The organism is Bacillus sp. es.034 (assembly GCF_002563655.1).
In the GTDB taxonomy this organism is placed as follows: domain Bacteria; phylum Bacillota; class Bacilli; order Bacillales; family Bacillaceae_B; genus Rossellomorea.
In genome coordinates, this window is record NZ_PDIY01000001.1 from 1,472,283 (window position 1) to 1,492,394 (window position 20,112).

Genomic DNA, 20,112 nt, shown 5'->3' on the forward strand with positions numbered 1-20,112 from the left:
TTCATGGGTCAATTTTTCTTATGCTTGTTAAACACATACACCAACTCCGACAGGGTCAACTTCTTTAATCCTTCATCACATGGCTTGTAAACACCAGCTTCTACCAACCGACGGATAAACTGCTGTCTCTGCCGTTCAACGGCTTCACGTAAAAATGGCATGCGTGTTCACTCCTTTTGGATTCTTAAGGTTAGTGTACGGAGTTCATTCGGGAAAGTCTTTTAGTTTGTTAAGTTTTCTACCAATTTAGAATTCTTTGTAAGGTTTCCTAACATAATAGTCCAAATCCCCTGGCAGGACATGTATAATCAACATATTCCCTGTTTAGGAGGATGAGGCAGCCGTGGATAATGAACCTTCCTATAAAGATAAGAAAGTGATTTCCATCGGAGTTGTGAGCGAATTGACCGGGTTGACCGAGAGGAAGATCCGTTATTACGAAGAGAAGAATCTGATCTTTCCACAACGCTCCAACAGGGGATATCGCAAATACTCCTTTTCCGATGTGGAACGATTGATGGATATTGCCGACCAGCGTGAAGAAGGGGTCACGACAAAAGAAATCAAACATGAACTCACCATAAAGGAAAGAAAAGAAGCCAAGAAAAAAATGATCAAAGGCCAGCTGAATGCACAGTTTGGGGTGCAGAAGAATTGATGAGGGATGGACCTCTGGTTGTTTGGAGAGCTGTCTGTGTGAATCCCTCCGACCGATCTTCCAAAAATAAACAGGATTACAACCCCTCCAACAGGGAATAACGACTATTATGAAAGTCATCTCAGTTTATTTCGGAAGGTCGGATCATGAATGAAAATGTTAAAAATCGCAGGGGTTGTCCTACTGTTTGCCCTTATTCCCATCGCCTACTTCAGTTTTTTTGCAGATGAGACAGAGTCATCTTCTAAGAAGCGGGTGATTGCATTGGGGGATTCCCTCACTTACGGCTATGGTGATAAGAAGGAAGCAGGTTATATCGGGCGGTTAGAAGAGAAAGTAAACAAAGAACATACGAAGAAGTCGTATAACTTCCAAAACTTAGGGATACCGGGGCAGCAGTCGGATCAGTTACTCGCACAAATCGTAAAGCCCGAGGTAGCCGAGGATTTAAGTGAAGCGGATGTATATATCATCAATATAGGAACCAATGATTTAATCAAGAATAATGGTGGAGACTTGTTCCCTTTACACCACGATGAGATCATGGAGGCGAAAAAGGACTATCTCGACAATCTGGATAAAATCCTGAATATTACCGGGACAGCGAGCAAAAAAGCGGATATCATCGTGTTGGGATTGTATAATCCGTACCCGGACAAAGACAGTGATAAAATCGAAGCATATGTGGATGATTGGAATAAGTCCATGAAGAAGGAAGCAGAAAAGCATGAAAATGTGAAATTTGTATCCACCAATCCATTATTCAAAGGAAAGTCCAAGGAAAACTATTTCCATGATTCTCTTCATCCTAATGGAAAAGGATACGAACTAATGGCAGATCAAATCATGAAGAATTATAACTTTTAACCTTAGTTTTACAGGATTCGCGGGAATTCGAGGAGATTTGTAAAACCGCCTCTTAAACATTAACAATTCCGTAATACCGTTTTAAATCTGTTGTAACACTAGTGAAACAATTTTCGGGTAGTATAGATAATAAGAAATTGACCCCCTTTTAAGTAATAAATCCCGTAGATGACACAGGAATCGCCTGTGTCTATTTTTTTTGCTTTTTTTTCTGTTATAGTGTGTGGGGTATACCTGTACTAATCATTTGCAGACACCTCAACATGTCTAAACCTGTCCCCGTATCTTTCGATGATAATCGACACGTTTTACGGCAGGCGGGGACATTGTAGCTTGTCTGCAATCATAGTATAATGTAAGGAATGAAGTTGACTGTAATCGGGACCGATCCATGTGTCCCGAATCATCAAGATTGAGGTGAAGGAAGTGCAACGTGTCACAAATTGTTTATATCTGGATGGAGACAAGGTGCTCCTTCTCCAAAAGCCCAGAAGGAACTGGTGGGTCGCCCCGGGCGGGAAGATGGAGTCCGGTGAATCGATCAGGGATGCCGTCATCCGGGAGTATCGCGAGGAAACGGGTATCTATTTAAAGAATCCTGATTTAAAAGGCGTCTTTACGTTCATTATTAAAGACGGTGATCAAATCGTTTCGGAGTGGATGATGTTCTCCTTCTTTGCAACAGAGGCGGATGGAGTCAATCTTCAGGAATCAGCAGAAGGCAAGATTAAATGGCATCCGATTGAAGACATCAAGAATTTACCGATGGCTGAAGGGGATTATCATATTCTGGACTATCTATTGCACGGAAAGAATACGATTTATGGAACATTCACCTATACGCCTGATTTTAAGTTATTATCTTATCGACTGGATCCAAGTTAAACAACGAACTTTTATATAGAATATTACGATTAAAGCGGGGGAAGAGCATGAGTACAGGTTCTGCAAACGATGTTCAATTGGTCATCATAACGGGTATGTCCGGAGCTGGCAAAACCGTTGCCATTCAAAGCTTTGAGGATTTAGGATTCTTCTGTGTGGACAATCTGCCGCCCACTCTTCTTCCAAAATTTTTGGAACTGATGAAAGAGTCCGGTAATAAAATGAATAAGGTCGCCCTTGTCATGGACCTCAGGGGAAGGGAATTCTTCGATCATCTATTTAAAGCATTGGATGAACTGGCGGAAACGTCATGGGTATCGCCTCAGATCCTCTATCTGGATGCAGATGATTCATCCCTGGTCAGACGGTACAAGGAAACGCGCCGTTCACATCCATTGGCGCCATTCGGCCTGCCTCTTGAAGGGATCCGACAGGAAAGGGAGCTCCTCGAGGAATTGAAGGGGCGTTCCCAACTGATCTATACCACTTCCACCATGAAGCCAAGGGAACTTAGGGAAAAGATTTTAACGGAATTCTCGGTGAACAAGAAAACGATTTTCACGGTGAACGTCGTATCCTTCGGTTTTAAACACGGTATTCCTATCGATGCCGATCTGGTGTTTGATGTGCGCTTCCTCCCAAACCCCCATTATATCGATCATATGAGACCGAAAACGGGGTTGGATGAAGAGGTTTCAACCTATGTGTTGAAATGGAATGAAACGAATAAATTCATCGAAAAGGTAACCGATTTACTCTCGTTCATGCTTCCCCAATACAAGCGTGAAGGAAAGAGTCAGCTTGTTGTGGCCATTGGATGTACAGGCGGACAACATCGTTCGGTTGCGCTGGCAGAGTATCTTGGACATCATTTTGAAAAAGACTACCAAACAAAAATTTCTCATCGAGATATCCAGAAGAGAAAGGGTCTAACAACATGACACATACACCCAAGGTCGTTGTGATCGGGGGAGGGACCGGCCTGTCGGTCCTCCTCAGGGGATTGAAGCGACACCCGATAGATATATCGGCCATCGTCACCGTTGCAGATGACGGCGGCAGTTCCGGTCGTTTGCGGGACAGCCTGGACATACCTCCACCGGGGGATATACGGAATGTCCTCGCTGCCCTCTCAGAAGTAGAGCCACTGGTTGAACAAATGTTTCAGCATCGATTTGAAACGACGAATGAACTTTCCGGTCATGCCCTCGGGAACTTGATCATCGCAGCCCTTGCTTCCATTACAGGGGACTTTGTCCATGCGATCCAGGAAATGAGCAGGGTATTGAATGTGAAGGGAAAGGTCCTTCCATCAGCGAATCAGAGTGTCATCCTGAAGGCTGAAATGGAGGATGGGACGATCGTGACGGGGGAATCCGCCATTCCGAAAGCCGGCAAGAAGATCAAACGTGTCTTTCTGAAGCCGGACAGCATCAAGGCATTAGGTGAAACGTTGCGGGCCATCAAGGAAGCCGATTTAATTGTGATGGGACCGGGAAGCCTATATACTAGTATCTTACCGAATCTCCTTGTTCCCGGAATTGGCGAAGCCGTCTGTCAGGCTGAAGCCAAGAAGATGTATATTTGCAATATCATGACCCAGGCAGGGGAGACCCTGGATTATTCAGCAAGCGACCACGTGAAGGCGTTATACGATCATCTTGAAACCCCGAGCATTGATTATATCCTGGTAAACAAGAAACAGGTGCCAAAAGAGGTACAGGAAAGATATAATGAAGAGCAGGCGAGCCCCGTTCATTTCGATGTGGATAAATTAAAATCCATGGGCTTGGAAGTGATCGCAGAAGAGATCCTCTCCTATGACAATCATCTCGTTCGTCATAACACAGAGAAGGTCGCGGATATTATTTATTCTTATTTGAAAGATTCAAGCAACTGATATACAACGAAAATTTCCTGCGTATAAGGTTGTGCAAGCGTTTGCTAGGAGGTGATGGGGATGTCGTTTGCGTCTGAAACAAAAAAAGAACTGACTAATATAGAAGTGAAAGACTGCTGTGCAAGTGCAGAACTTTCCGCATTGATTCGGATGAATGGTTCATTGTCCTTCTCGAATCAAATGCTCGTCGTCAATATTCAAACCGAAAACGCCGCCATTGCCAGAAGAATCTATACACTGATCAAAAAAGGGTACGACACCCCGGTAGAGCTTCTGGTACGGAAGAAAATGCGGCTGAAGAAAAACAATGTGTACATTGTACGAATCAAAGAAGATACAAAGATGATCCTTGAGGACTTGAAAATACTGGGTGAACATTTCACCTTTATCCATAATATAGCGGAAGACCTGATCAAGAAGAAATGCTGCAGGCGCTCGTACCTAAGGGGGGCGTTCCTTGCCGGCGGTTCGGTCAACAATCCGGAAACATCATCGTATCATTTAGAAATCTTTTCTCTTTATTCTGAACACAACGAGGCGTTGTCCGAGCTGATGAATTCCTTTGGCTTGAACAGTAAGACCCTTGAACGGAAAAAAGGCTTCATTACGTATTTGAAGGAAGCGGAGAAGATCACGGAGTTCCTGAATATCATAGGGGCACACAACGCCCTCCTCCGATTTGAGGATGTACGGATCGTCCGTGATATGAGGAATTCCGTTAATCGTCTGGTGAATTGCGAGACGGCTAACTTGAATAAAACCATCGGTGCAGCCTTGAGACAGGTAGAAAACATCAAGTTTATCGAAAGGCATGTAGGATTACAGGTTTTACCCGATAAACTAAGGGAGATAGCAGAGCTTCGAGTGAACTATCAGGATGTTACGTTGAAAGAACTGGGGGAAATGGTGTCAGGCGGCACGATCAGTAAATCGGGAATCAATCACCGCTTACGGAAAATCGATCAGCTGGCAGACAAGTTACGAGCGGGAGAAAAGCTCAATACCTAATTAAGGACAAAGGGGAGAGAAATGAATATGGTGGAAAAACAAGTAGAAGTGAAATTGAAGACAGGTCTGCAAGCGAGACCGGCAGCACTATTCGTACAGGAGGCAAACCGCTTCTCATCTGAAATCTTCTTAGAGAAGGACGGGAAGAAGGTCAATGCCAAAAGCATCATGGGCTTGATGAGTTTAGCGATCTCCACCGGCTCTGCCATCACATTGGTAGCGGACGGAAGCGACGAAGAAGAAGCGCTGGTAGCCCTTGAAGGATTCGTTCAAAAAGAAGCGTAAGTGTGCAACTTCAGAAAAAGCCGGTGACCTGGGAGTGGTCACCGGCTTTTTTTAATGGGCTTTTTTCGCTTCCAATTGAAAGGATATCATCTCATTCTTTCGAATCTTTTTTCCATTTATTTCACATCCATAATGGAAGTGTCCTCCTTTTTTTGTTACATTGAACTTTTTAGGTTACTCACAAGAATGGACAAAAAGACACATACTATTTCCATTCCTCACCTATTAAACCAGAAAGTACGAGAGTATAATAGAATGAGTTTGAATAAATACATTACACAAAAATGTACCGGAAAAATCCCTGTGATTTGCAAAAGAAGTTCACGACGAAGGAAGACGATGCCTTATGGAAAAATACACAAATCATTTCTTTAATAATATTCGAAAAAAATTAGAAGAATGGGAGACTATGGCCACCATCCCCCACGAAGAAGTGTACCGCTTCATCCACTCCATGGCGGGGTCGGCCTCGGTTCTTGGTTTACATACAATCGGGGAACGTGCCCGTGAATTGATGGATCAGCATAATGAAAAAGACACGCGGACGTGGTCGGTTTCAGAAGTGAAGGAAGAACTGTTTGATATTATCCAGTACTGTTATCACCATGAGGAAGAATCGATCGAAGTATTCCCCGGCAAGCAAAGCAGGGATGGGGAAGAACCTGTTGTGTTACTCATCGATGATGATACGTCCTTCCTTATGTATATGAAGGAGGAATTGGAAACGATCGGCTGGTATGTCGTTCCTATCGCCAATCCTGAGAAGGCCATTATGTCGTACTATGATGTGAGGCCGGACTGTGCGATCATCGATATTCATATGGATGGGACGAGTGGATTCGAAGTCCTGGACTTTTTTAAGAAGAAGTTGAAGCAGCAATTCATTCCAACGGTCATGGTGAGTGTGGAAAACAGTAAGGAAGTACGGATGAAGAGCTATGAGATGGGGGCGGATGATTTCATAGCCAAGCCCTTTGACATCGATGAGTTCATCGTGCGGGTGAAAAGGCAGATGGAACGGAAGAAGCAAATGGAAGAGCTGGTACTGATCGATGAATTGACAATGGTTTATAACCGTAAATACTTGGGTCAGGCGTATGCGCAGGTACAAAGCGACTGGGCTCGCAGGGGTGATTCCTATTGTGTGGCCGTCCTTGATCTGGACCATTTCAAAGGGGTGAACGACCAGTACGGACACCTGATGGGGGATCGGGTGCTGAAGGAATTTGCCTCACATCTAATGTCCGAAACGAGGATCCAGGACACGGTTTTTCGCTTTGGAGGGGAAGAGTTTGTCATCATCTTCCCACATACGCCTATAAATGAAGCGTGCACATTTGTCGATGATATACGTAAGAGATTCAGTCAAATGGAGTTTCAGGCAAACCCCGCCTTCTCTTGTACCTTTTCGGCAGGTGTGGCAGAAATCGCTGATCCGACGAAGCCATTTGATACATGGCTGAAGCTTGCGGATAATGCCCTTTATGAGGCGAAAAGCAACGGCAGGAACCTCGTAAGGATGGACGGGAAGGCAAGGGAGCATACTCCTCACAAAATCATGAAGATTGCCATTGTCGATGATGACCCGATCATTCGGACGGTGATGAAGGATATCGTGTCGAAACTGCCAGGAGAGCAGCATATTCAGTATGATATTCACACATTTAAAGACGGGGCTGCTTTTATAGGCTCGGATTGGCATGAGGGAAATCCCTGTCTCGTGATTTTGGATGGGGTGATGCCGAAGATGGACGGCCTGGAAGTACTGGAGCAGATTCGCTCAAGAAGTGATTCGGACCGCTACAAAGTGCTCATGCTTACATCCCGGAAGAGTGAAAGGGACATTTCCAGATCCCTTCAGCTCGGTGCCGATGATTATATGACGAAACCATTTAAACTACTGGAGCTCGAGGCCCGTTTAGGTCAAATGCTAAAAAGGATGAGGTAAATTGTACTCCCGTGAGCTTTTTTATTTTACTGTTGTGCTGGTCAGTCTGATGGTGCTGCTATCGGGACTTTGTCTGTATTTGATGATCAAGAAAGTGAACGATAATAAGAGTCGCAAGCAGATTGATCAATTGAAAGAGGAATATCAGTTGGCACTCTTCCACTTCCTGCAAGAAGAGAGGGAGGCGGAGGAGTTAAGGGTTCGTTCTCCCCTCCAGACAAGGGCGCTTGTCGAGTTACTTGCAGGCTTTTCGAAAATGTTTGCCTCGGAAGACATACAGCAACGATTACAAGGGTTTGCAGAAGGACACTTTCAACCGTTCATCCTGTCTCAGCTTGGACACAGAAGATGGAGTATCCGGATGAATGCCCTTTACTGGATACAGGAATTTAAGATGAAGAGCATGGTAGAGCCGTTAAAAAAACTACAAGGTTCAAAAAAGGTCAGCAAAGCGGAAGAGATGCAGCTGCTAAAAATCGCCGTGCTGTTTGATGAGAAGGACCTGGTCGAAAAGCTGACGGAGACGAAGCATGAGTTGACGGAGTTTGAATATAGTCTCCTGTTTCATTCGTTCAGGGAAGATCAGTTCCGGCCGTTGGTCTCTGCCTTTGAGGAACTGCCTGAAGTCATGAAGTTTGCCCTCATCGATTCGGTTGGGGTGAAAAATCGAATGGAACATGTTTCGTTCCTTAAACGTTTACTGGACACGGGTGCCCCTGAACTCAGGGTCCGTGCTTTAAAGGCAGTGGTGGGGATGGAGTTCTATCTTGATATCCCGACCCTTTCCGTTCATTTACGGGCAGAATCATGGCAGGAGCGGCTGATGGCCATTAAAGCATGTGAATACATCCGTTCCATGGAGCTTAGCCCCCATTTACAGGCCCTTATGAGCGACCCGTCCTTTTATGTTCGCTCCCAGGCAGCTCAATCCCTGTTGCGTTTGGAAAATGGAGAAGCATTGTTAAGGGAAATAGCAGCCCATGCAGAAGATGGATATGCGAGGGATATGGCAGAACAGTGGCTGGAAAGGGGGAGGGTTTCTTGAATACGATAGATTGGGGGAACATCCTCATGACTATTGGGTGGTTTGTTCTCCTTTATATGATTCTCGTCGTCTCGTTTTATACGATTCTCCTCGTGATCTCCCTTTTTCAATTAAGGAAAACCTATGGACTCGACGAGTGGGAGCCGTATGAAGAGCTTTTACACCTCCATCAAACAAAGCCGGTTTCCATACTGGTCCCGGCTTACAATGAATCGGTCGGGATCATGGCGACGGTAAGGTCATTATTGAGTATTGAATACCCGGAATATGAAATCATCATCGTTAACGATGGCTCAACGGATGATTCCATGGAGAAACTCGTAGAAACCTTTCAGTTGGTGAAAATCAAGTGGGTGATCCGCCAGCAGCTGAAAACACAGCCGGTGAAGGGTGTGTATCAGTCGAAGCTGTATAAAAATTTATTGGTGATCGATAAGGAAAACGGAGGCAAGGCAGATGCCTTGAATGCCGGTATCAATGTATCGAACTTCCCTTATTTCTGCTCCATCGATGGGGACTCGGTTCTCGAACGGACCGCTTTCCTGAAAGTGATGAAACCGATCGTCGAATCCGATGGGGAGGTCATCGCCTCCGGAGGGAGTATCCGTATCGCAAATGGATGCGAAATCGAAAGCGGGGAAATCGTAAAGGTCGGGTTGTCCCGGTCACCCCTTGTCATCATGCAGGTGATCGAGTACTTAAGGGCGTTCCTTATGGGAAGGATCGGCTTGAGCCGTCATAATCTTCTCCTGATCGTATCGGGTGCCTTCGGGGTATTCTCGAAACGCTGGGTCGTCGATGCGGGTGGGTATTCCCATACCGTTGGGGAGGATATGGAGCTCGTTGTCAGGCTCCACCATTATGTGAAAGAACAAAAAGCCGATAAGAAAATCGTCTATGTGCCGGATCCGGTGAGCTGGACAGAAGCACCGGAGTCCTTGAAATATTTACGTCGTCAACGGAGCAGATGGCATCGGGGATTGTTTGAAAGCCTTTGGATCCACCGACGGCTCCTGTTTAATCCAAAGTACGGATCAATCGGCATGATTTCCATGCCATATTTTTTAATCATTGAATTTCTCGGCCCGGTCGTTGAATTGATGGGGTACATCATCATGGTTCTCTCCATTTTCCTTGGCGGGGTTTATCTGGAATTCGCCATTCTATTATTCTTGTTGTCCATCCTATATGGATCGGTGTTATCCATGGCTGCGGTCCTCCTGGAGGAATGGTCCGTCCGGAAGTTCCCGAAAGCAGCCGATATCGGAAGACTTTTCGTCTATTCATTGACCGAGACGTTATGGTACCGTCCGTTGACCGTCTTCTGGCGGTGTGAAGGGATCTTGGACGTGATTCGTAAGAAGAGGGGCTGGGGAGAAATGGCGAGAAAAGGAGTATCGAAATGACTAAGCTGAAATCCTATTCGTTTCTCTTGTTCATCGTAAGCATCGTCCTTTTGGTGTCAGCCCCTTTTTGGCTGTGGCAACTGAAAAAGGAACAGAAATTGGATGTACTGATCATTGATAAAACAGTGCCGGATACTACTTATCGTGAACATAAAGGTCTTATGTGGCTGTTAAATCAACAGAAATATGTTCAATCAAACGGGAAACGATATGATCTGACGAAAGATTATATTGGGTTTGTTCCGGAAAAGGATCAAACCTTTGCTGTGAAAAATATTCCCTCATCCACCGAGAAGTATGATGCGGTCTATATAGCCGATACATATGGGGTGTATGAAGAAGAGTTCCATAACAAGAATGTCTCAGGAAAGCGTTCCTCCAAGCTTTACGGTGGCCTGACCGATCAGGATATGGACGTGCTGAACGACATGGCGATGAAGGATGGAAAAACATTGATCGCCGAGTTCAATTCCATGGCGCAGCCTACAGAAGAATCAACGCGGAAGAAGTTCTACTCCCTTTTTAACCTGGAATGGTCAGGCTGGATCGGAAGGTATTTCCCTGAGCTGGAAAATAGTGAAGTCCCAGGGTGGGTAAGGGACAACTACGAGAAGCAGTATGGGGAAACCTATAACTTCAAAGGTCCTGGTTATGTATTGGTGGACGAAAATGATCGACTGGTCGTGTTGGATAAGGAAGACATCGGGGAGGAGGGAGTGGTTTTTTCCACTACTCCTCGTGGTGAAGAGTTAATCGGTGAAGAAATCAACACCCCTTATTCTTACTGGTTTGATATCGTGGAAGCGATCAACCCGGATGAAGTCATGGCCAACTATACGCTGTCACTGTCAAAGAGCGGAAAGGACATGTTGAAAGCATTGAATCTTCCTGTTGCGTTCCCGGCTGTCGTGCACGGACAGAACCGTCAATTCGAGACATACTATTTCAGTGGGGATTATGCAGATCAGGCGGATGTGCCCGATTTGTATCAAACCGTCGGATTTTCTTCTTGGAGAAAGTGGACGGGGTCATCCAAACCGGATGACTCCTCCCAATTTTACTGGAAGGCTTTTAATCCGATGATGAAGGCGATCCTTAAGGATATCCAGAAGGGTGGAGACGATAAGAAAAAGGAAACCGTCGAAGTCACGAAAGAAAATGGTGTGCAGCTTGCAGGGAAGACCGGCCGTGACTACATTCAAGTGAAGAAGGACGGGAAGTGGGAAGACCTCCTCATAAAAGGGGTGAATATGGGAATCGCAAGACCGGGTTCCTTTCCCGGTGAAACCGCCATTTCAAAAGAGGAATACTTGAGATGGTTCAAGCAGATCGGAGCCATGAATGCCAACGCGCTCCGGATTTACACCATCCATCCCCCAGAGTTTTATGAAGCCTTTTACGAATACAATCAAATGGCAGATAAGCCGTTGTATTTATTCCATGGCGTGTGGGTCAATGAAGAAATTTTCTTGAGATCCGGGGATGCCTTTGCAAAAGAAAACACAGACGAATTTGCGTCAGAAATTAAAAAGACTATCGATCTCGTTCACGGGAAAGCTGAAATTCCTGAACGAAAAGGCCATGCCTCGGGGTCTTATACCTACGATATATCCCCTTATGTTCTTGGGTGGATCTTCGGGGTCGAGTGGGATCCCGAAGTGGTCCTTGCGACAAATGAAAAACATAAAGGACTTCCGGACTTCAAGGGTGAATACATTGAAACGGAAAAGGCGCGGCCGTTTGAAATCTGGCTGACCGAGAGAATGAATGAAGGGATCAAGTATGAAACCGAAACATATCAGTGGCAAAGACCGGTCAGCTTCACGAACTGGGTCACCACCGATCTGTTGGATCATCCGAGTGAACCCCTGGAGAAGGAAGACATGGTATCGGTCGACCCGAACGTCATGAAGGGAACCGACAAACTGAAAACCGGTTTATTCGCTTCCTATCATATCTACCCGTATTACCCTGACTTCCTGAATTACGAACAACCGTATGTGAATTACATCGATCATCGCGGTGAAAAGAATAATTACGCCGGCTATTTACATGACATGAAGAAGGCGCATTCCATGCCATTAGTGGTAGCCGAATTCGGAGTCCCGGGATCACGTGGCCTCACCCATAAAAACGTCTACGGCATGGATCAGGGAAATCATTCCGAAAAAGAACAGGGTGAATTAGACCGCAAGTTATTCGAAGATATCGTGGAAGAGAAAATGGCCGGTGGGATGGTCTTCGCCTGGCAGGATGAGTGGTTCAAGCGAACATGGAACACGATGGACTATGACAATCCGGATAGAAGGCCCTTCTGGCAAAATACCCAGACGAATGAGCAGCAGTTCGGAATGGTGAGCTTCGATCCGGGAGTAAGCGGGACATCCATGATTCATGTGGACGGAAGACCCGAGGATTGGGCCTTAAAAGGGATCGAACCTGCTTTTAATGAGGATAAACACAGCATGTATGTGACGAGTGATGAACATTTTGTGTATGTCCGAGTTGATTCGGACCGTATTTCAGAGAGGAAAGACACGTACCTTTTATTCGATACGGTAGGGAATCAGGGTCAATCCACGCTTCCGGATGTAAGGGGTGTTTCCACAAAAGGGGTGGACTTTGCTCTTCACATAAAGGGAACGAAGAAAGCGCGTTTGTGGATCGACAGTTATTATGACACCCATCACTATCAATATGGGCATGTTCTTGACATGATAAAAGAAGAGCCATATGCCAACGTGAAAAACAACGGGGTATATCATCCAATCCGGTTGACGTTAAATAAATCTCTGGACGTAGAGGGGAATAAAATCCCGTTCCAATCCTATGAAACCGGCGTTCTCCAATTCGGAACATCGAACCCCGAGGATGAAGCGTATGACTCATTGGCGGATATCAGTGTCGACGCCTCTGAAGGGCGATATGAAATCCGTATCCCCTGGCAGCTGCTGAATGTAAAGGATCCGAGCCTGAAGGAGGCAATGGGGGATATCTGGTCAGGAAAAGGTCTGCAAAGTTCAACCACCCTTGACTCGATCAAGATCGGTTTATATGAAACCAATGGAGAAAAGGTATTTTCATATCCTTCACAGAATGAAGACGGGTACATCAATCCTGCTCAGTTCTATCCATACTCCTGGGATACATGGGATCTGCCTGCCACCCATGAGAGATTGAAGCAGTCTTACTATGAAATGAAAGAAGCTTTCCGAGAAAGAGGGGAATAACATATGGCGAGAATTTTAATAGCGGAAGATGAAGAAGTCCTAAGGATGCTGATGGTGGATACACTTGAAGACGAAGGACATGAGCTTGATGAAGCGGCCGACGGCGAGGAAGCGATCAATTCCATCATGGAAAACGATTATGATCTCATTCTTCTCGATTATATGATGCCTTTATACACAGGACTTGAAGTGATTGAAAAAGTCAGGAACTCCCCTGAAAAGGGTTCGGTGAAAATCATGATGGTGTCTGCAAAGAGCCAGCAGGCGGATAAAGACCTCGTTCTGAAGTCCGGAGCCGACTATTTCATTGCCAAACCGTATAGTCCTGCAGAGCTTGTTCAGCGGATCGAGGACATATTGAATGAAGAGAATTAAAGAATTCTTTCAAACGAGCTTACGCAAGCAATTCATCGGATTGATGAGCGGCTTCATTGCCATCTTCTTCATCGGGGCAGCCTGTTTGTTTCTGTATGATCAATCCATTACAAATGAGTACCAGGTTCAGAGGAACGAGCTCAATCAAAAAAAGGACCTGGCTGAACAATTGGATAGAAACTTTCAAAAGGCATTCTTTGATGCGAGGGGATACCTTGCATTTGGAAGGCAGGAGTTGAAAGAAAGTATTTTCGTTCAAGAGAAAAAAGCAGCCGACACGTTGGAAAAACTGAAAGGATTAAAAACCGAAACCGAAGATCAACTCTTCTTTAAGGATGTGGAAGAGTTTTCAACTCTTTACTTTAAGGATATGGCCCCGAGGATCATCGGTGATTTCGAAAAAGGGAATATCGAGGCAGTGAAAGAGGCGTCGGCTGACGGTGCAACGGCTACAATCGAAACCTTTCAAACCCAGCTCAACAGATATGCAGACTCCATTGAACAAAGCAAGCGAAGTGCATATGATGAGCTGAAACGGAAAGAGTCCTTAAGCCAAACAGCTTTTGTGATCTTTATTTTTCTCATGCTTCTTGTACTCATGCGTTTAATGAGAATGATTGCAAAGCAAATAGGTCAACCCCTCGATCAGGTGGCGTCCGCAGCCGAACACATTGCCGAAAACGAAGCATACCAGCAATGGTCCTTTGAGTATAAACGGAAAGACGAAATCGGTAAGATGTCCAGGGCATTCGAAAAAATGATCTATAAAATCCAGGAGAAGGAAGAGCATCTCCTGACTCAGAATGAAGAATTGCAGGCTCAACAGGATGAGCTTGAATCACAGCAATCAGAACTTGAGCATCTGCTGAATATGACAAAGAACAGGGAGTCGCAGCTCGAGCGAAGGAATGAATTCATTCATGGGATTTCGAGTTCCCTCAACAAGCAGGAGGTTCTGGAAAGTATCGTGAAAAGCATGAGTCACGTGATGGGGGCCACACGGGGGATGATCGTCCTTATGGATGATCAAAAGTCCAATGCGGCATATGGAATCTCTAAGAATGGTGCGTCACAGTTCTTGACGTATATCTATAATGGTATCCACGAGCGATTATTTGATTCCAGGCAACCCTTCTCGCTTAAGCGGGAAATGGCTCCGTCCGAGAAGGGCTACCATGAAGAGACCCTCTACTCGTATGACTTATTTTTACCCGTTCTTTCCCTTGATCAACAGGTAGAAGCCATCATGGTATTCAGCCGTTTCGGGAATGATTTCACTAAGCAGGAATTGGCTGAGTACATGGGTCTGACAAAGCAAATCTCCATCTCTTTGCAAAAGATCTCTCTTTTTGAAGAGTCCGAGACGAATCGTCAATTAACGCAGGACATTCTAAACAACATTCAAGAGGGGATACAACTCATCGATAAAGATGGCAACAACTTATTAATGAATAAGAAATGGTCGGATCTGATCAATGGTGAAATGGACGAACTTCAACAGTCATGCTACCAAACTTGGAAGCAGGCACTGATTGATAGGGTGGAAGACAAAGAGAAACTGGATGAGTATTTTGAAACCATTGTGAAGGAAGGGAAGACAGGGAAACAGCTCCTTACCTATCACCTGGTGGATAGTAAAGAAGTATTCCAGGTGTATTCTGAGTCCCTCTATCATGGGGAAAAGCAGATAGGCACAATCTTTGTTCATCGGAATATCACGAAAGAATTCGAAGTCGATCAAATGAAATCGGAGTTTGTCAGCACCGTCAGCCATGAACTTCGGACGCCGTTATCAAGTGTTCTTGGTTTTACGGAATTGATGCTGACAAAGGATCTAAAACCCGAAAGAACAAAGAAATACCTAACGACTATTTACCAGGAAGCAAAGCGTTTGACGTCCTTGATCAATGATTTCCTTGACGTTCAGCGTATGGAATCGGGGCGTCAGACATTTGAACGGAAATTTGAAGATGTCGTTCCAATTATGCAGCAGGTCATTGATACCCAAAAGGTCAATGCTCCCCATCATGCCTTTAATATTGCCAGGGAGACGGACTGTACAATCGTCCTCGGTGATCGGGATAAGCTTGCCCAGGCATTTACCAATTTAATCAGTAATGCCATCAAGTATTCCCCTGACGGAGGGACCATCACCGTCATATTCCGTGAAGGAGAAGAATCTATCATCATCGACATTCGGGATGAAGGTCTTGGAATCCCTGAGGGCGCTATTCCAAACCTCTTCACCAAGTTCTACCGGGTCGACAACTCGGATCAGAGGAGGATCGGTGGGACTGGATTGGGGCTGACGATTGTCAAGGAAATCATCGAAACTCATGAAGGGGACATCACAGTTTCATCACAAGAAGGGAAAGGAAGTGTGTTCACCATCCGCCTGCCGATTGTGACCATCGAAACCTTCAAATACGATGAACATGGAGGTGACGGCATGAATATCATCGTAATTGAAGATGACATCAATCTGGCATCCTTACTCAAAGCCGAACTTTCCGACAGTGGGTTTAAGGTGTTGCATACAGCATCAGGTGGTGAAGCTTTAAGCAAAATGCAGGAAGAGAAACCCGATGCCGTCGTTCTGGACATCATGCTTGAAGGAAGCATGTCGGGATGGGACGTACTTGAGAAAATGAAATCAGACCATGAACTTACCCAAATCCCCATTATCCTTTCTTCCGCACTGGATGAAAAAGAAAAAGGACTCACGCTTGGAGCCAATGATTATCTAGTCAAACCCTATCATCCCAGCAGGCTGTCCAAAACGATTTTACATCTGCTGTTGAAAAAAGGGGTGAGCGGTGAAATCTTGGTGCCGGTTGAGGAAAAACGACTGAAATAGAATGAACAAAAAACCCCCTTCACGGAGTCCGTGAAGGGGGTTTTTTATACTTATTTATTATTTATTATCCATTTCGTTACGAGTGATGATGCGGTCGATCAATCCGTATTCAAGCGCTCTTTCAGCTGTCATGAAGTTATCGCGGTCCGTATCTTTTGAAATCACTTCAAGAGGTTGACCAGTGCGATCAGCAAGGATCTGATTCAGTTTTTCGCGAAGGAATAGAATGCGCTTCGCAGCGATTTCGATTTCTGTCGCCTGACCTTGAGCACCACCAAGTGGTTGGTGAATCATCACTTCAGCGTTTGGAAGGGCTAAGCGCTTGCCTTTTGCACCAGCTGCAAGAAGGAACGCTCCCATTGAAGCCGCCATACCGATACAGATCGTTTGAACATCAGGCTTGATGTATTGAATTGTATCGTAAATAGCCATACCTGCCGTGATGCTTCCGCCAGGAGAGTTTATGTAGATTGAGATATCCTTCTCCGGGTTTTCAGATTCAAGGAAAAGAAGCTGTGCTACAATGGAGTTCGCCACATTGTCGTCAATGCCGCTTCCAAGCATGATGACACGGTCTTTCAATAAACGTGAATAAATGTCATACGCACGCTCACCGCGGTTTGTTTGTTCAATAACTGTAGGAATTAAATTCATCCTCGTTCCTCCTTAGATATCTTTTATTTTTTAGAGTTACTTATTCACTTTGTATTGTTATCATACACCCATGGTCAATAAAGGTCAAACTTAACGCTTCCTTATTTACCCTGTATATAAATCCTTTCTACATGATACCCATTCATACCTTTTTTAAACGGGTGCGATTTGGGAAGTTTCTAAGAAATCTCATCCTTTGACTCGTTCCTGGGATGGGGGATGTAGTGAAGGTGATGACCGTTGCTTTCCGGTGGGGAGGGAGTCGAGCCTCCTCGGGCTTGCGCCCTGTGGGGTCTCGACCTTCCCTCAATTCCCACAGGAGTCAAGTGCCTTCCACTTCAATCCACTCTGTGGTTCTGTATTAGGATAGATGGAAAGTAGGGTAGAAAGTTTCCAATCCATTTTAAAAGATATTAATGAAGGATTAAAAAAGACGTAAACGATAATATCTATTGCAAACAAGTAATATCTGGCTTATAATATATATTCGTGACGGTTATTCATTTCTTGCCCTCGTGGTGCAACGGATAGCACGTAAGATTCCGGTTCTTAAAATGGGGGTTCGATTCCCTCCGAGGGCGTAGTTGAGAGAGAGATGTGAAGGTGTTTCTACAAATTTTTGATTTGTGGAGGCATCTTTTTTCGTTTCTGGGATTTTGGGTATTTTAGTATATTGTATAATTATATTGAAGAAGTGCGGGATCAGTGCTGAATTCGATACATAGGAAAGTTGCAGGAAACGCCCTGCACCAGAATAGTTAGCGTATTATAACAAGGAAGATAAATCTAAAACCGGGATGGTGGCTTCGTATGAAAGATTTTGTAGCTTTTGATTTTGAAACGGCTAATCGTGCAAGACACAGTATATGCTCAGTCGGAATGGTATTTGTGGAAAATGGTGAAATTGTCGATTCCATTTATCAATTGATCGATCCGGAAGAGCACTTTGATCATTTTAATATTAGAATACATGGAATTAAACCACAAGATGTTGAAGGCGCGATGACGTTCGATGCTTTCTATCATTCTATCAAGGGGAAAATAGAGAATAAATTGATGATTGCTCATAACCTTTCCTTCGATGGATACGCTTTGAGGGATAATTTAGCCCGTTATGAAATGAAGCCCGTATACAACCAATTTCTCTGCACTTATCAAATGTCCAGAAAAGTGGTGAAGGGTCTTCCTGCCTATCAGCTTTCATCTATGTGTACTTATTTTGGAATCGAATTGGATCATCACCATCATGCTGCAGATGATGCTAAAGCATGCGCTCAATTAATGCTAAAGCTAGCAGAAGAGTACAAGATTACGGACTTTGATTCGCTCTACAATAAAACTCGAATCAAACCCGGCGAAATATCCGAAGGCATCTACCGCTCTTCATTAGTAAGTAAATCTGCTAAATAACTCAACTTTCCGGAGAATCTTTTTCTTATTATGATTATCAATTGTGGCATCCTCCAGGGTGCTTTTTATTATCAGCTTCTATTGAATACCCTAAGAGTATTTGTCGAGATGGATGGAGAACATCCACATTCTTCTTTGAAAATATCATATACATAATACTACCAGCGAATTCCCATTAACGAACCACCAATTTTATTGTAGAATAGATAAATGGGAGGTTAGTAATCATGAATTTGAAAGCAGGACTTTTTCAAAATCAACAACTGAAACTTCAAATGACTCAACAGCTTTCTCAAGCCATCACCATCCTCCAATATTCTACGATGGAACTGAATGCTTATTTAGAAGCTAAGCAATTAGAGAACCCCCTTATACAAGTAGAACCGCCTAAACAAGACTCCCTCTATCAACGAGAACCTTATACTTATAAACGAAATGCCGGCAATCCTGATCATACGGTGGATTGGTATGAATATGTTTCCGTGCCGACGAGAACCCTTGCGGATGCCTTATCTGTTCAAATAAATTTGAAATCGCTTACTTTTTTCGATCGGAAAATACTTGATGAACTAATATGCAGCATGGATGACAACGGTTATTTAAGAATGGATGAACCATCCTTCCTTCAAAAACATGGATTGGAATGGGCTCAACTGGAAAACTATATTAAGAGGATTCAGGACTTGGAACCGGCTGGGATAGGGGCGAGATCCCTGCAGGAATGCATTTCCCTTCAACTGGAGAGAAAAGCCGATGTTCCCCCTTTGGTGAAGATGATTGTAAACAACCATTTTCAAGCCTTTGGAGAAAAGAAGTGGAAGGCGATCAGCAAGGAGCTTGGGGTTGAACTGAAAGAAATCCAGCAGGCTGCTGATTTCATTCAGCATTGCAACCCAAGGCCGGGATCGAAATACTCCCAGCATATCGCTGAATACATTACCCCTGAGCTTGTGGTGAACGTGATCGACGGGCATACCGTGGCCGTATCGTTACATGATGGGACGACTGTTAACGTCACGTATAATGAAGAGTACACAGATTTCATGAAAGATCACCCGGATCAGGAAGTCCAAACCTATCTTCAAGAGAAGGAGCAGGATTTCCGGTGGCTCCTGCAAAGTTTACGGCAGCGGAAACAGACGATCCTGAAAGTGGGGAAGATGCTTGCTGAGAAGCAGAAGTCGTTCTTTTTGGAAGGACCATCTGCGCTCCAGCCCCTGACGCTAAAGCAGGTCGCCGATGAAATCGATGTACATGAATCGACGATCAGCCGCGCCGTGAAGGGGAAGTATATGCAAACCCCTTTTGGAATCTTCGAGTTGAAGTACTTCTTTACCTCAGCGATCAAGTCGGTCAAACTTGAGGATTCAGAAGCGGCTTCTGCCAGAACGGTGAAAAATGAGCTTCAGAAGCTGATTGATGAAGAAGACAAGAAAAAGCCGCTATCAGACCAGAAGATTGTGAATCTGCTTTTGGATAAAGGCTATGATGTTTCCAGAAGGACCATCGCCAAATACCGTGATCAAATGGGGATTACTTCTTCTACGATGAGGAAGAGATATGAATAGAGGATTGCGTGGAGCG

At 44.7% G+C, this 20,112-nt stretch carries 17 protein-coding genes and 1 tRNA gene; 16 read left to right on the plus strand and 2 right to left on the minus strand.

The annotated features are described in order from the left end of the window. Positions 1–8 precede the first annotated feature (8 nt). Complete coding sequence (locus ATG71_RS07435) at positions 9–161, minus strand: Fur-regulated basic protein FbpA (RefSeq protein WP_082386330.1); 153 nt, start codon at positions 159–161, stop codon at positions 9–11. A gap of 182 nt (positions 162–343) precedes the next feature. Between ATG71_RS07435 and ATG71_RS07440 the strand changes: the two genes are divergently transcribed. The 13 genes from ATG71_RS07440 to ATG71_RS07500 all read left to right on the plus strand — a co-directional run bounded on the left by ATG71_RS07440 (position 344) and on the right by ATG71_RS07500 (position 16,464). Continuing rightward, the gene (locus tag ATG71_RS07440) at positions 344–658 is read left to right on the plus strand and encodes a MerR family transcriptional regulator (RefSeq protein WP_098439073.1); all 315 of its coding nucleotides are present in this window, start codon (positions 344–346) and stop codon (positions 656–658) included. A 150-nt stretch (positions 659–808) separates the two neighbouring features. After that, positions 809–1,525, plus strand: a complete 717-nt coding sequence (locus ATG71_RS07445; RefSeq protein WP_098439074.1) for a GDSL-type esterase/lipase family protein — start codon at positions 809–811, stop codon at positions 1,523–1,525. A gap of 426 nt (positions 1,526–1,951) precedes the next feature. Next, positions 1,952–2,410, plus strand: a complete 459-nt coding sequence (locus ATG71_RS07450; RefSeq protein ID WP_034764665.1) for an 8-oxo-dGTP diphosphatase — start codon at positions 1,952–1,954, stop codon at positions 2,408–2,410. A gap of 47 nt (positions 2,411–2,457) precedes the next feature. Further along, positions 2,458–3,351: an RNase adapter RapZ gene (gene rapZ / locus ATG71_RS07455; RefSeq protein WP_098439075.1), complete on the plus strand. Its 894-nt coding sequence runs from the start codon at positions 2,458–2,460 to the stop codon at positions 3,349–3,351. Continuing rightward, on the plus strand, positions 3,348–4,310 hold the full coding sequence (locus ATG71_RS07460; RefSeq protein WP_098439076.1) for a gluconeogenesis factor YvcK family protein: 963 nt from the start codon (positions 3,348–3,350) through the stop codon (positions 4,308–4,310). The genes rapZ and ATG71_RS07460 overlap by 4 nt, the downstream gene beginning before the upstream one ends. Positions 4,311–4,370: 60 nt before the next feature. Then, complete coding sequence (whiA, locus tag ATG71_RS07465) at positions 4,371–5,318, plus strand: DNA-binding protein WhiA (protein ID WP_034764240.1); 948 nt, start codon at positions 4,371–4,373, stop codon at positions 5,316–5,318. A gap of 27 nt (positions 5,319–5,345) precedes the next feature. Beyond that, complete coding sequence (locus tag ATG71_RS07470; RefSeq protein WP_060672665.1) at positions 5,346–5,603, plus strand: HPr family phosphocarrier protein; 258 nt, start codon at positions 5,346–5,348, stop codon at positions 5,601–5,603. 346 nt (positions 5,604–5,949) lie between these two features. After that, positions 5,950–7,551 (plus strand): GGDEF domain-containing response regulator, encoded by a 1,602-nt coding sequence (locus ATG71_RS07475; protein ID WP_098439077.1) that lies wholly within the window; start codon positions 5,950–5,952, stop codon positions 7,549–7,551. Between the two features lies 1 nt (position 7,552). Beyond that, positions 7,553–8,596, plus strand: coding sequence for a HEAT repeat domain-containing protein (locus ATG71_RS07480; protein ID WP_098439078.1), 1,044 nt, complete (start codon positions 7,553–7,555; stop codon positions 8,594–8,596). A 26-nt stretch (positions 8,597–8,622) separates the two neighbouring features. Next, complete coding sequence (locus tag ATG71_RS07485) at positions 8,623–10,002, plus strand: glycosyltransferase family 2 protein (protein ID WP_098441750.1); 1,380 nt, start codon at positions 8,623–8,625, stop codon at positions 10,000–10,002. Further along, positions 9,999–13,232, plus strand: a complete 3,234-nt coding sequence (locus tag ATG71_RS07490; RefSeq protein WP_098439079.1) for a hypothetical protein — start codon at positions 9,999–10,001, stop codon at positions 13,230–13,232. The genes ATG71_RS07485 and ATG71_RS07490 overlap by 4 nt, the downstream gene beginning before the upstream one ends. A 3-nt stretch (positions 13,233–13,235) precedes the next feature. Continuing rightward, positions 13,236–13,607: a response regulator transcription factor gene (locus ATG71_RS07495; RefSeq protein WP_098439080.1), complete on the plus strand. Its 372-nt coding sequence runs from the start codon at positions 13,236–13,238 to the stop codon at positions 13,605–13,607. After that, positions 13,594–16,464 carry an ATP-binding protein gene (locus ATG71_RS07500; RefSeq protein WP_098439081.1) on the plus strand — a complete coding sequence of 957 codons (2,871 nt, stop codon included), beginning with the start codon at positions 13,594–13,596 and terminating at the stop codon, positions 16,462–16,464. Before ATG71_RS07495 ends, ATG71_RS07500 begins: the two co-directional genes overlap by 14 nt. Positions 16,465–16,521: 57 nt before the next feature. Here ATG71_RS07500 and clpP read toward each other — a convergent pair whose 3' ends face one another. After that, the gene (gene clpP / locus ATG71_RS07505) at positions 16,522–17,118 is read right to left on the minus strand and encodes an ATP-dependent Clp endopeptidase proteolytic subunit ClpP (RefSeq protein WP_098439082.1); all 597 of its coding nucleotides are present in this window, start codon (positions 17,116–17,118) and stop codon (positions 16,522–16,524) included. Positions 17,119–17,627: 509 nt separating this feature from the next. Here clpP and ATG71_RS07510 point away from each other — a divergent pair. The 3 genes from ATG71_RS07510 to rpoN all read left to right on the plus strand — a co-directional run bounded on the left by ATG71_RS07510 (position 17,628) and on the right by rpoN (position 20,096). After that, positions 17,628–17,699: transfer RNA gene (locus tag ATG71_RS07510), tRNA-Arg, on the plus strand. Between the two features lie 229 nt (positions 17,700–17,928). Beyond that, positions 17,929–18,528 (plus strand): 3'-5' exonuclease, encoded by a 600-nt coding sequence (locus ATG71_RS07515; protein WP_098439083.1) that lies wholly within the window; start codon positions 17,929–17,931, stop codon positions 18,526–18,528. A 227-nt stretch (positions 18,529–18,755) separates the two neighbouring features. Next, positions 18,756–20,096 (plus strand): RNA polymerase factor sigma-54, encoded by a 1,341-nt coding sequence (gene rpoN / locus ATG71_RS07520; RefSeq protein ID WP_098439084.1) that lies wholly within the window; start codon positions 18,756–18,758, stop codon positions 20,094–20,096. Positions 20,097–20,112 lie beyond the last annotated feature (16 nt).